The sequence below is a fragment of the Psychrobacter aquaticus CMS 56 genome (assembly GCF_000471625.1).
Classification (GTDB): domain Bacteria; phylum Pseudomonadota; class Gammaproteobacteria; order Pseudomonadales; family Moraxellaceae; genus Psychrobacter; species Psychrobacter aquaticus.
In genome coordinates, this window is sequence record NZ_AUSW01000032.1 from 1 (window position 1) to 12297 (window position 12297).

A 12297-nucleotide genomic window follows, 5' to 3' on the forward strand; every position below is an offset into this window, starting at 1 on the left:
CTAAATATTTATTTTTTAGAGCGTTTTACCGATCTTCCTAAAACGTCATTTTCAATCTTGTTACCCTGAATAAATTAGAGATGTTCATATGAGTCATTCTGAGTTACAAACTGGCGAGTCCATAGCTGTTGAGCCAGTAACTGTCCAAACCGAGCAAGGACGATACATTGATCCCATAGCCTTAACTGCCCATTTACCAGCGTTGCATTATCATGATGAGGCGTTGTATATGGAACAAGTCAGCATTGAGGCTATCGCCAAACAATACGGTACGCCATGCTATGTCTACTCAAAACAGGCGATATTAGACGTGTATCAGGCATATACTGATAGTTTTGCCAGTTTGAATCATCAGATATGTTATGCCGTAAAGGCCAATTCCAATTTGGCAGTGCTTGGCGTATTGGTGCAAGCAGGTGCAGGATTCGATATTGTCTCACGCGGTGAGCTGATGCGGGTATTGGCTGCTGGAGGCGCCGCGTCACGGGTGGTATTTTCAGGCGTTGGCAAGACTTATAGCGATATTGAGTATGCACTCACGCAAGGTATTGGCTGCTTTAATGTTGAGTCGATCAGCGAGTTGGCTTTAATCAACGAGGTCGCAAAAACATTCGATAAACCTGCGCCAATCTCATTACGCGTCAATCCAAACGTTGACGCCAAGACTCATCCGTATATCTCGACTGGGCTAAAAGACAATAAATTCGGTATTACCCACGAAGACGCGCTCGCGGTCTATCAGCAAGCAGCAGAGTTGTCTCACATTGATATCGTTGGCATTGATTGTCATATTGGCTCTCAATTGACGGAGGTCGAGCCATTTGTTGCGGCTTTGGATAAAGTCATTGAATTGATACACAGCTTACGTGACAAAGGTATCGAGCTGCGTCACATTGATTTGGGTGGCGGTTTGGGCGTGCGTTATATCGATGAGACTCCAGTATCTATCGATACGTTTGCCGCTGCTTTATTACCGAAGCTTAGCGAGCTTGGCTTGACCGTGTTTTTTGAGCCGGGTCGCAGTATTGTGGCCAATGCTGGTATCTTATTGACTCAAGTCGATGTGTTAAAACCTACTGAGCATAAGAACTTTGCCATCGTTGATGCCGCGATGAATGATTTGATTCGCCCTGCGTTATATCAAGCGGAAATGGCAGTAATTCCGAGTGTATTACCTAACAATGGTATCGATACTGACGGTACAAAAGCATGGGATATCGTTGGCGCGATTTGTGAGACAGGGGATTTCTTGGCCAAAGACCGTCTATTGGCCTTAGCCACAGGGGATATTTTGACAATCACGGGTGCGGGCGCTTACGGGTTTACCATGAGTAGCAATTATAATTCGCGTCCGCGTGCCAGCGAAGTGATGGTGGCGGGTGATCGTCATCAGCTGATTCGTAAGCGCGAAACGATGGAAGACTTATATGCCGATGAAATCTTGTGGCAAGATTAGGGGATGTTAGACAGTCGACCTTGTCTCTAAAAATAGCATAAAAAATAGCCCAAATATTTGCTGATTTTAACCGTTTAGACAGAACCCATTGTTATGATGACGATGGGTTTTTTATGGCAGATTTTTAGCAAAGATATAGTGATTTCAATATAAAAACGAGTCAGCGGGACTGGTATGCTTATCTTTAAACGAGAAGTTTCGTAGCCTCTGGCAGCAACGGCACAGCAAGCAAGAAAAATTTGTGCCAGTCTCGCGTTATCATGCCCGATATCAGTTTTATTTAGTATCGACTATAACTTATCTTTGCGTACAGTGATAATTATGATTGTAACTGACAGCGTGCTAATATAAGGCATACATAAAAATAGGATAGGATATCAAAGATATGCTAATAGAATTTACTAAGATGCATGGTCTGGGCAATGATTTTATGGTCATCGATTTGGTGACCCAACGCTTAGAATTAACCAAGGATTTGGTGCAATTATTGGGTGATCGTCATCTAGGTATTGGCTTTGATCAATTGCTCGTGGTCGAGCCACCGATGCGCCCTGATGTGGATTTCAGTTATCGCATTTTTAATACCGATGGCACAGAGGTTGAGCAATGCGGCAACGGCGCGCGCTGCTTTGCGCGTTTTGTGCAAGCGCGCAAGCTGTCATTTAAGCAGCGTCTACGTGTTGAAACAGCCAGCGGTATTATTTCGTTGACCACTGACCGTTATGGTTGGGTAGAGGTTGACATGGGTAAACCCAAGTTTGAGCCCAATGAGATTCCTTTTACCCCACGAGCCACTACTAAGATTCAAAACGCCTATCATTTAGATGTAAATGGGACGCCAGTACAATTATACGTCGCCAATATGGGCAACCCACATGCCGTTATCAAAGTCGATAATGTACTTGACGCAGAAGTTGAAACTTTGGGCAAAGCCATCGAGTCGCATCCTGCCTTTCCAGATCGGGTCAATGTCGGTTTTATGCAAGTGATGAACCAGCGTCACATTCGTTTGCGTGTGTATGAGCGCGGTGTTGGTGAGACACAAGCCTGCGGTACAGGTGCTTGTGCAGCGGTTGCCGTTGGGATACGTGAAGGCTGGCTCGATGAAGGCGAAGATGTACGGGCGCAGCTCTATGGTGGCAGTATGATTATCAAGTGGCAACCAGGGTATTCAGTGATGATGACCGGACCCACAGCCTTTGTCTACGAAGGTGTGTTTAGTCCAGATGGTTTGATGGCGCAAGCAGGCATCAAGACCAATACAGAAGATTAACCGTGCGTCGCAAATGATAAGTGGCATATAGTCGTTGAAAAGTAATATCGATAAAATACGTACTGCTGGTGCAAATTTTTCTTGCTTGCTGTGTCTTCGCAGCTCGATGCTGCAAAAAATTTACGCCAGCAATACTTTAGCGACTTTAAAGTATTTCAACTATATATTTGCGGTTAGGCCAATAATAGGGCTGTGTTTCATATGGTGATGTCTCATAAAAACGACCCTTCTATAAAATCAGAGCGATGGTTATCAGCAGGATTGGCAGTCACGATAGAGGCAGATGCGGTGCTGCGCGAGCTGTTATTGCCTGTCCATCGCTGGCTACATACCTTATCAGTGCGTAATCATTCAGAGCACACACTGACGGCTTATTTTGCTGGGTTAAATCAATTGGCGCTGTTTTTGCGCGGTAAACGTCTGACATGGACGCGCTGTGATAAACGTCAGCTGGCACAACATATTGGCCAGCGTCTAGACGAGAATAAGCTGGCACTGGCCAGTGTTCAGCAAGAGTTGTCGGCTATTCGCCATTTTTATGGTTGGTTGATCGAAGAGAACTTGGCACGCATCAATCCAACAACTGGTTATCAGCTAAAGCGTAGTCCTAGACCATTACCGTCCATTGCCGATGTGGATTTATTGACACAATTGCTCGATCAAGAGATTCCCGACACACCAGAACAAGCCCGCTTATGGTTACGTGACAAAGCTATGTTTGAGCTACTCTATAGCAGTGGTCTGCGCGTCGGTGAGCTGGTGGCGCTAGATATGGCAGATCTGGATTTGTCCGATCTACGGGTGCGAGTGACGGGTAAGGGCAATAAAACACGCTTGGTGCCATTGGGTGTCAAGGCCGCAGAGGCGATTACGCGCTATCTACCGCATCGTCATCTTTGGGTAGAGCAGATGGATAAGGCGTTGTTTATCAGTGAAAAACTGGGGACTCGTCTATCCACGCGGGCGGTACAACAGCGCTTAAAAGTCGCTGCAACTCGTGCAGGCATCGCCCAAAACATGTATCCGCATCTACTGCGCCATTGTTTTGCGTCACACATGCTGTCAGGCAGTGGTGACTTGCGCGCTGTTCAAGAGATGCTTGGACACAGTGACATCAGTACCACCCAAATTTACACCCATGTGGATTTTGCTAAGCTCACGCAAGTCTACGACCGCGCCCATCCGCGCGCAACTCACGCTCAGAGTGACAGTGACGCTTCTTAAACTTTGATAGTTTGAGTTATACCTTAGGGGCTGATGCTATGCTAAACGATGGCAGTCAAAGATGGGCAGTTTTTGGCGACCTTGCTCCTGCGATTGTATGTCTAATGATGCCATGACTATGGCATGATTGGCATAATTCTTGTCTGCTATGCTATCAGCCGTGTCATTGAGCGTACTGTCATCATAGCTATTTATAACGGTACCATCATAAGCCGTAATCGCTGTGTGTCCCCATGTTTGACGGATATTGCCGTTTTTATAAACATGATCGCCACCTTGTGCCGCACCAATTACCATACATTGACTGTCTAAAGCCCGCGCGCGCAACAATAATGACCAATGCGCTTGCCCAGTCAGATAGGTAAAGGCAGAAGGTGCGCTCAATATATCGGCACCAGCTTGACGCAGACGCTGTGCCAATGCCGGAAACCGCAAGTCAAAACAGACCATCATGCCCAACTGATACACCGCATCCTCTGTTTCTATCGGTGCAATCACTGTTTGTGTGCCTGGCTCAAAAGTTGCCGCTTCATTATAACTGCCTTGTTTATCTGCCACTGTCGCTGTAAATAAATGAATCTTGTCATAGCGAGCGACGCGTGTGCCATCAGGTGCAAACAGCTGACTGACTTGTCGTAACCTACCATCGGGTACAATCACGCCATCAGGACGATAGGAGCAGGGTAGTGAGCCTGCTAGTACATAAATGCCGTAAGTGTTTGCATAATCAGCTATCGTCGCTGATAACTCATCAAAACGCTCGGCGGTGGCAAATTGCTCACCCATACTGCAACAGTTTTCGGGTAACACCACAAGCTTAGCGCCTTGTCTATACGCCTCGCTAATAGCGGCTTTTATATCCTTCAAGTTTTGCTCTACGTCTTGTTGGCTATTCATCTGAATGGCAGCAGTGGCAAATTGATGATGATTTGTCTTTTCATTCATAGTTGTATACTCAGTTGATTTTTAGAATTTTTCAACACACCCTAGTAATTGCATTGATAAACGGCTTAGTATTATGAATAGATTTGTTATATGCGTTTTGGATTCGATTGTTGTCTTATATCTATGTCATTTAGTATCGACTAAAACAAGCTTATCTTGGCAGGGTATAAATTATCATAGCAAAATTGTGGCAAAAAATGCTATCGTCTGTGTCCTGACCAAATTAAATCATTGCTTTCACTAGCAACATATACGGAATATCACCACTACCGGAGTGTAATAAGTCCCCTATGAGTATGTCGTTTGGATTGGCGACCACGCTAAGTACTTCACAAAAACTGACACCGCAGATGCAGCAAGCTATTAAGTTGCTGCAGCTCTCTAGTTTGGAGCTTGCGCAAGAAGTTCAGGCCAAGCTCGATAGTAATCCCTTGCTTGAACGCATCGAGGAGGATGAAGAATACGAGTATGATGCGAATGATAGGGTCGTTGATTTAAATACATCATTGACACTAGACAGTTGGAACCAAGGCATTAATGCTGATTCATTTAGTGGAGAATCTGGCAATAATGAATCGCTATCTGACTATGCTTCTGAATATAATGATGCCTCTGAATACAATGATGATTTTAGTGATAGCTTGGATAAATTGCAGCAAGTAAATATGGATGATGGGGCGATGGACAACGCTGCTATGGATAGCGATGACGATGGCCGTTTTGACGTTGATAACGCTGAGTTTAGCGATTTTGATAGCAGCAACGCTGCATCTGCTGCTAAAAGCTCTAATAACAAAAGCAATGAAGATTTTGATGCCTATCAAGGCGGTACTTCTGCAACCATCCAAGACCACGTACGCTGGCAACTGAATTTTAAGCGCCTTTCAGAGACGGATACATTGATCGCCACTTATCTGATGGACTCTATGGATGAGAGGGGTTTTATTCAGCTGGATATTGATGAGCTGTTACAAAGCTTCGATACCATGGCGAGCTTTTATCAGTGGGACGAGCGCGTTGAGCATGACGAAATAATGGCGGTGCTACGCATGATTCAGTCTTGCGACCCGCTTGGTGTGGGTGCGCGCAACCTGAGTGAATGCCTCGCGATTCAGTTATCCAAGCTCGATGCTGACACTGAGTATCTAAAAGAAGCGCAAGCGCTACTATCAGCAGGCGAGCATTTGGTCAGTAATAACATCAAAGCACTAACTGCGCGGACGGGACTGGCAGCTGAGGATATTACACCAGCACTGACACTACTGCGTACCTTAAACCCTTCACCAGCGTTGCTGTTTCAGAGCAATCAGCCCGACTACATGCGGCCGACTCCCAGCTATGATATTCCTGATGTGCTCGTCACACCTATCCGCCACCGTGGTCGTCATTCAGATACAAAAGATGAGGGCTGGCATGTGCGTCTCAATCCTGACACCCTACCAAAGCTGCGAGTCAATCAAGAATATGCCAACTTAGTCAAACGCGGTGATGACAGCCCTGACAATCAATATCTACGTGAAAACCTCACCGACGCCCGCTTGTTTATTCGCAGTATCGAAGAACGCAATCAAAACCTGCTAAAAGTGGCCACCAGCATTGTGCGCTATCAGCAAGACTTTCTTCAGCATGGTGCTAAGGCCATGCAACCGCTTATTTTAAAAGTGATCGCAGAAGAAGTAGACTTACATGAATCTACCGTGTCGCGTTTGACCACCAGCAAAACCATTTTGACGCCGCAAGGGTTGTTTTCGCTAAAGCACTTTTTTTCCTCACATGTTAGCAGTAGTGATGGTGACATCTCATCAACTGCTATCAGTGCCATGATTAAGCAACTAATCGCCGATGAAGATCCTAAAAAACCATTGTCAGACAGTGGTATAAAGGATCTTTTGTTAGCAGAAGGTATCGATATTGCTCGCAGAACGGTCGCCAAATATCGTGAAGCGATGCATATCGGTTCGTCTACCCAGCGCAAGCAAAAGTATTAGTTGTTATCATTCAAAGAGTTATTAGGAGTTTTCTAAGCGCTTTAAGATGAATTTACCAAATATAAAAAATAAAATTTTTTGATTATATAGAAACATTCAGGAAACAACAGATTTTATTACATTTAATTACAATATACTGTCTTGCTACAATTCGCTTTTCATGACAAATTAGAGTCATACCAACAACGTTACCTCAGTTATTTATCTACGTTAATAATAGAGGCAACCGTAAAAGGATAGGTTTCGCTCTTGTTAAAAATACTCAGGTAGTTATTGGTAAGGCAGGATGATAAAGGCAGGAATGCCATCTCATCTGTTGATTGTAAGTAACAGTGTAAGTAATAATAAAAGGACAATAATATGAATGTTTCTATCAGTGGTCACCATATCAGTGTTACCGAAGCTATGGACACAGCGGTTCGTGAAAAGCTTGTAAAAGTAGAGCGTCACTTTGATCAGATACAAAGTATTCAAGTGATCTTGTCATTAGACAACAGCGGCGCAAACGATGGTGGTAAAAAAAGCCATAAAGCTGAAGCGATCTTACGAGTCTCAGGTCAAGAGATGTTTGTCCAAGCGTGTGAGGATGATATGTATAAGGCCATTAATGAGATGGCAGACAAACTTGATAGACAAGTGCGGAAATATAAAACCCGTCAAGAGCGTAAAAAGACGCAGGGTGCTGGACGTGAGAATCGCTATGAAGACCTGACAGTCGACGATGTGGTGCCAGCCGTTTAGTTTCATTGAAGTTTAGGGCGTATAAGGTTTGATAAATATTGGCTAACAGAATAACAAGGATATAAGTAGCCATATCATTAGCTTTTGAACTTCGATGCATAAAAAAGAAAAAGACTTCAAGCGTTTGATACGTTGAAGTCTTTTTTATTATCTGCGCTAAACTTGAGTTTCAATAAAAGTGGATGACAGAGTTATATATTGAGAGAATTAAGCATATATTGAAAGGAGTAAACGGATAAAAAAGCCTAAATGATAGGTTTAAGGTTTACTATTAAATCAGCCACCACCGACCGCCTGTACCACTTCGATAGTCATGCCTTCAACGATACGTAATTGCGCAAGCTCACTTTTTGGTATCAGTTCACCATCGACCTCTACAGCGTAACGACCTTGGCTAAGTCCAAGCTCATTGATGACCAATTGTACGGTCTGATGGGTGGTCTGTAGATTCTGACCATTGACACTAATGGTACTCATAAAACATGCTCCTGAATGGTTTGATATTGCTGTTTCATCAATCTACATCTACTTTATGCATGATCGCTTATTGCTCGGCCAATCAAGTTTTTACTTGACCCAAACGAAAGGTTGATACAGCAAGCCATAGCCAACCTGTAATCATCAGAATACCGCCGATAGGGGTAATCGAGCCAAACCAACGCGGTGCGCCGAGCGTCATCGCATATAGGCTACCCGCAAATATAACAATACCAATCTGTAGTAGCCACGCCGTGGTTTGGGTGGCAGATTTGAATCGAATCAATACGCCCACCAGCAACAAACCGAGTGCATGCACAAATAAGTAGAGTGTTGCAGTCTGCCACCATTCAAGCTGCTGGGCACTGACCATATTTTTTAGGCCATGCGCACCGAATGCGCCTAACGCGACAGCGATGGCCATATTGATGGCTGCAATACCTATCCAATTTAACATGGCAAACTCATATTATCTAAAAGCGATAGTTATTGAAGATCATCTGGTAAAATAACGCTATCGATGGTCATTGCCTCACGGATTTTATCCATCGCATTTTTTTCGATTTGGCGTACACGCTCGGCAGAGATAGAATAGACGGCTGCCAACTCATGCAAGGTTGATTTTTGTTCCGAAAGCCAGCGCTGCTCGACGATATCACGTGAGCGCTCGTCGAGCGTACCCATCGCCGCTAACAAGGCTGATGAGTTGTTTTCTTCCCAATCCGCTTCTTCTAACTGCTCAGCAGGATCGATGCCGTCTTCTAAAAACAGTTGCGGCGCGTAACGCCCATCGTCATCATCACTCGATTGCGCTTCAAACGACGCATCATAAGAGGTCAGGCGCGATTCCATTTCTAGCACTTGCTTGCGTGTGACATTTAAGTCAGCAGCAATGGCATCTGCTTCTTCTAAGGTCAGTTGATTATTGGTCTTTTTAAGACTACGCAAATTAAAGAATAGCTTGCGATGGGCTTTGGTCGTTGCCACTTTGACAATGCGCCAGTTACGAATCACGAACTCATGTATCTCAGCTTTAATCCAATGCACCGCAAACGATACCAAACGTACACCTTTATTTGGATCGAAACGTTTTACCGCCTTCATTAGTCCTAAGTTACCCTCTTGAATCAAATCTGCTTGCGGTAGACCATAACCTGAATAGCTACGAGCAATATGAATCACAAAACGCAGATGCGACATAACAAGCAGCCGCGCCGCTTCGACATCCCCTTCGTCATAATAGCGATGTGCCAGCTCTTGCTCTTGTATTGGTGTCAAAATAGGGATTTGGTGGACAGTATTGATATAGGCACCCAAATTGACGCCCGGTGCTGACAAATGCGTGGGCATCGCGGGTACCAAATCTCGCGTACTGGTTTTACCAAGTGCACTAGCGTCATAAGGTGGACGCTGAGCCGCTGCTTTAAGTGCTGCATCACGGGCTTCGTTTTTTATAGGTGCTGCATCGTCTTTTTTACTCGTTTTCGCAGCATCATTAGAGATAGTAGCCATATTCTTGACCTTGTTTACATGGTTAAGCAAATAGTCAGATAAAAATCTTTATGATTGTAATTGTAAAGGATAGCGACGCTTAGTTGCTATCAGTTTTGGTAATGATGAAGTGATATATTGTATCGAAACGCTGTGCTGAGCTGCTAGCTGATAGCTGTTGCTGAGTGACGCTATTCACGACCAATATCAATGGATTTGCCGTATTTGTCTGCTGGTTTTGCCGACAAAAAGCCGTGATATCTGTTTGAGAGTTAGCGTCAGTTGCGACCACGTATAACGACTCACCGATAGCAACATCACGTAGCGCCACTTTGGTTTTTAATAATGGCATCGGACAAGCAAGTCCGCGACCATCGACGAAGCGTTTGATATCAAATGTCAGGTGTCGAGTATCTATGTCGCTATTTACAGCAGTATCCTCAGCCAGCAATAAACCAAGCAAATGGTTCGCCTTTTGCTGCTCAGCGTCGGACAAAGTCGCTGATAAACTAATAGCCTGAGAGGCACGTACGATGATTGACTGACGGTCAGCAGACATAAGATAAACCTTTCAAATATCAATATTTTAATTTGTACTGTTAGGGCTATGAATGACAGTTAACGTTATAATTTTGCTATCAAGTTTTTTGAAACCCCAACTTCTCAGTTGATTGCGATGCAAGTCTACCATCATGGACTATCGTTATAGTCTGTCATTATACCAAATAGTGGCTGTGTATTAGCAGTTGAATATAGTCAATACAATATTCGGTTCATTAGAATTACACAGGCATGTTGCACAATAGTGACACGCGACTTGCTTATTGGTAGTCAAATACATACTAGAATTGACCTTGTATCCGCAAGCTCGTATAGTCAAAAAGATGTTGTTATTAATCACATGCATAGGATACGCCCTTGTCACACTCTCATAGACAGTTGATGCTAGATAGCGCGCGCATGAATTCATTGAATAAATACTTGATAGCCAAGCGTTCGCTCATGGCAGCATCGCCATTAATGACGCGGCCTAACAGTCGTCTATGTCTGTCTGCCGCGAGCGCCATGAAATTAGGGTTATCAGCGGCATTGCTGACAATGACTACAGTGGCCAACAGCAATGATAGTGTCAGCAGCCAAGAAGCAGCAACGTTTGCTTATAATTCATGGCAAATGCCGGATTCTGAAGCATTGGATTTGCCCAATTTACGCGGGCAAGGGTTGAGCTTCGCTGAGCAATATCAAAATAAACTGCTTGGCGAATGGTCGCTACGAAACGTCAATGGTAGCGTCAAGATGGAGCATGATCCTTGGATTCAAGAAACCCTGAAAGACATGACATGGCGTCTGAATGCGCAAGCACGGCAGCAGGCGCTAATGGGTTTGGTCGTTATTGATAACCCAAGTATCAATGCCTTTGCCGCACCAGGCGGTGTCATTGGTCTCAATACAGGAACGATCTTGGCCGCCAATAGCATGGATGAGCTGGCCAGTGTGGTGGCACATGAAGTGGCACATCTTAGCCAACATCATTATGAAAACGGCGCTGATGAACGCAAAAAAGCTCTATTGATGCAGATAGGCGGTATGCTGGCAGCGATTGCAGCGTCAGCCGTCGATGGTGATGCCGCTGCGGCAGTGATGATGGGCAGTCAGACGGCAACGATGAATAGTAGTATGGCTTTTAGCCGAAGTAATGAGCGCGAAGCTGATCGAGTTGGCATGCAAATCATGACTCAAGCTGGCTATGATCCGAGAGCCATGCCACGGTTTTTTGCGACGATGAATCAACAAAGCCAGCTAAATCAAGTCGAAAACCGATTTTTGCCAAGCTTTGTCCGCTCGCATCCTCTTAGCAACGAGCGTTTGAGTGAGTCGCAGAGTCGCGCTCAGCATTACCCTTCGTTGTCACTAAACCAGCAGCAGCGACATCAGGCGATGTTTGATTTGCTCTATTGGCGCGTGCAAAGCACTGGCAAGCGCGCCTCTGAGACCGTATTGACAACGGCCGCTAAAAACAGCGTCGGGGCTAAATTGGCCTTGATGCACTGGTACGGCGAACAGCAACGCTTTAAGGAAGCCAACGAGGTCATGGCTGAAATCACGGCATTGCCAGCGGCGGCGCGTCAAGGACTAGAGCCTTTGCTATCAATTACCCAAAGTCACATTCTGAGTGAGCAAGGAGAGTGGTCACAAGCGGCTGATATTTTAGAGCAGCAGCAGCGCGTTTATCCTGAGCGTCGTGATTTACGTCTTTATCTGGCTGAAGCACTCACCAATAGCAATCAGCCCGCGAAAGCACAAGCATTGCTCAAGCCATTAACTGAGCAACAGCCAAGCGACCGTTATGCGTGGCAAAGTCTACAGCTGGCCAATGAAAAACTTGCCAAAACCACGACGTCAGAGCAGTTAGCCAGTATCGCGACCATCAATGCCTTACGCTATCGCAGTCATGATCAGCTATGGAGCGGACGCTATGAGAGTGCGCTAACGTCGCTTACCCAAGCCAAAAAATTGACAGAAAAATTGCAAAGTACCGCTCAAGCCAGTAGCGCTCGTCCGCTATTAGCCAATATCGATGCAGAAATAAAAGCTGTAAAAACCGCCAAAGACTTTGAGCCTTAGGCGGTTATTTTATGTCATCATTTTGAATATGATAGTGTTATAGTCAGGTCAATATAAAAAGAGTCAGCGAAACAGGC

The 12297-nt window shown here is 45.0% G+C and carries 11 protein-coding genes; 6 read left to right on the forward strand and 5 right to left on the reverse strand.

Going from position 1 to position 12297, the window contains the following annotated elements; translation table 11 throughout:
- Nucleotides 1-88: 88 nt before the first annotated feature.
- From lysA to M917_RS08635, 3 genes are all read left to right on the forward strand, one after another.
- Nucleotides 89-1456 carry a diaminopimelate decarboxylase gene (lysA, locus tag M917_RS08625; RefSeq protein WP_021814423.1) on the forward strand — a complete coding sequence of 456 codons (1368 nt, stop codon included), beginning with the start codon at nucleotides 89-91 and terminating at the stop codon, nucleotides 1454-1456.
- A gap of 385 nt (nucleotides 1457-1841) precedes the next feature.
- Nucleotides 1842-2729 carry a diaminopimelate epimerase gene (dapF, locus tag M917_RS08630; protein WP_021814424.1) on the forward strand — a complete coding sequence of 296 codons (888 nt, stop codon included), beginning with the start codon at nucleotides 1842-1844 and terminating at the stop codon, nucleotides 2727-2729.
- A 201-nt stretch (nucleotides 2730-2930) separates the two neighbouring features.
- Entirely contained in the window at nucleotides 2931-3953 is a 1023-nt protein-coding gene (locus tag M917_RS08635; RefSeq protein ID WP_021814425.1) for a tyrosine recombinase XerC, read from the forward strand.
- A gap of 36 nt (nucleotides 3954-3989) precedes the next feature.
- Here the strand turns inward: M917_RS08635 and M917_RS08640 are convergent, their stop codons facing one another.
- On the reverse strand, nucleotides 3990-4898 hold the full coding sequence (locus M917_RS08640; RefSeq protein ID WP_021814426.1) for a nitrilase-related carbon-nitrogen hydrolase: 909 nt from the start codon (nucleotides 4896-4898) through the stop codon (nucleotides 3990-3992).
- A 290-nt stretch (nucleotides 4899-5188) separates the two neighbouring features.
- Here M917_RS08640 and rpoN point away from each other — a divergent pair, with 290 nt between their 5' ends.
- Together rpoN and hpf are read left to right on the forward strand one after the other, a co-directional pair.
- Nucleotides 5189-6886 carry an RNA polymerase factor sigma-54 gene (rpoN, locus tag M917_RS08645; protein ID WP_021814427.1) on the forward strand — a complete coding sequence of 566 codons (1698 nt, stop codon included), beginning with the start codon at nucleotides 5189-5191 and terminating at the stop codon, nucleotides 6884-6886.
- Between the two features lie 360 nt (nucleotides 6887-7246).
- Nucleotides 7247-7627: a ribosome hibernation-promoting factor, HPF/YfiA family gene (gene hpf, locus M917_RS08650; protein ID WP_021814428.1), complete on the forward strand. Its 381-nt coding sequence runs from the start codon at nucleotides 7247-7249 to the stop codon at nucleotides 7625-7627.
- Between the two features lie 276 nt (nucleotides 7628-7903).
- Here hpf and thiS read toward each other — a convergent pair whose 3' ends face one another.
- From thiS to M917_RS08670, 4 genes are all read right to left on the reverse strand, one after another.
- A complete protein-coding gene (gene thiS / locus M917_RS08655) occupies nucleotides 7904-8104 on the reverse strand; it encodes a sulfur carrier protein ThiS (protein ID WP_021814429.1) in 201 nt (66 codons plus the stop codon).
- A gap of 82 nt (nucleotides 8105-8186) precedes the next feature.
- Complete coding sequence (locus M917_RS08660) at nucleotides 8187-8561, reverse strand: DUF423 domain-containing protein (RefSeq protein WP_021814430.1); 375 nt, start codon at nucleotides 8559-8561, stop codon at nucleotides 8187-8189.
- Between the two features lie 29 nt (nucleotides 8562-8590).
- The gene (gene rpoH / locus M917_RS08665) at nucleotides 8591-9454 is read right to left on the reverse strand and encodes an RNA polymerase sigma factor RpoH (RefSeq protein ID WP_200861753.1); all 864 of its coding nucleotides are present in this window, start codon (nucleotides 9452-9454) and stop codon (nucleotides 8591-8593) included.
- A 241-nt stretch (nucleotides 9455-9695) separates the two neighbouring features.
- Nucleotides 9696-10154, reverse strand: a complete 459-nt coding sequence (locus tag M917_RS08670) for a sulfurtransferase TusA family protein (protein WP_021814432.1) — start codon at nucleotides 10152-10154, stop codon at nucleotides 9696-9698.
- Between the two features lie 359 nt (nucleotides 10155-10513).
- On the opposite strand from M917_RS08670, the gene M917_RS08675 reads away from it, so the two are divergent.
- Complete coding sequence (locus tag M917_RS08675) at nucleotides 10514-12220, forward strand: M48 family metallopeptidase (protein WP_040642434.1); 1707 nt, start codon at nucleotides 10514-10516, stop codon at nucleotides 12218-12220.
- Nucleotides 12221-12297 lie beyond the last annotated feature (77 nt).

Bases quoted from the DNA above. Each gene is read 5' to 3' on its own strand.
- M917_RS08640 (WP_021814426.1), bottom strand. From the start codon at position 4,898: ATGAATGAAAAGACAAATCATCATCAATTTGCCACTGCTGCCATTCAG.
- rpoN (WP_021814427.1), top strand. From the start codon at position 5,189: ATGAGTATGTCGTTTGGATTGGCGACCACGCTAAGTACTTCACAAAAA.
- thiS (WP_021814429.1), bottom strand. From the start codon at position 8,104: ATGAGTACCATTAGTGTCAATGGTCAGAATCTACAGACCACCCATCAG.
- hpf (WP_021814428.1), top strand. From the start codon at position 7,247: ATGAATGTTTCTATCAGTGGTCACCATATCAGTGTTACCGAAGCTATG.
- lysA (WP_021814423.1), top strand. From the start codon at position 89: ATGAGTCATTCTGAGTTACAAACTGGCGAGTCCATAGCTGTTGAGCCA.
- rpoH (WP_200861753.1), bottom strand. From the start codon at position 9,454: ATGCCCACGCATTTGTCAGCACCGGGCGTCAATTTGGGTGCCTATATC.
- M917_RS08660 (WP_021814430.1), bottom strand. From the start codon at position 8,561: ATGTTAAATTGGATAGGTATTGCAGCCATCAATATGGCCATCGCTGTC.
- dapF (WP_021814424.1), top strand. From the start codon at position 1,842: ATGCTAATAGAATTTACTAAGATGCATGGTCTGGGCAATGATTTTATG.
- M917_RS08635 (WP_021814425.1), top strand. From the start codon at position 2,931: ATGGTGATGTCTCATAAAAACGACCCTTCTATAAAATCAGAGCGATGG.
- M917_RS08670 (WP_021814432.1), bottom strand. From the start codon at position 10,154: ATGTCTGCTGACCGTCAGTCAATCATCGTACGTGCCTCTCAGGCTATT.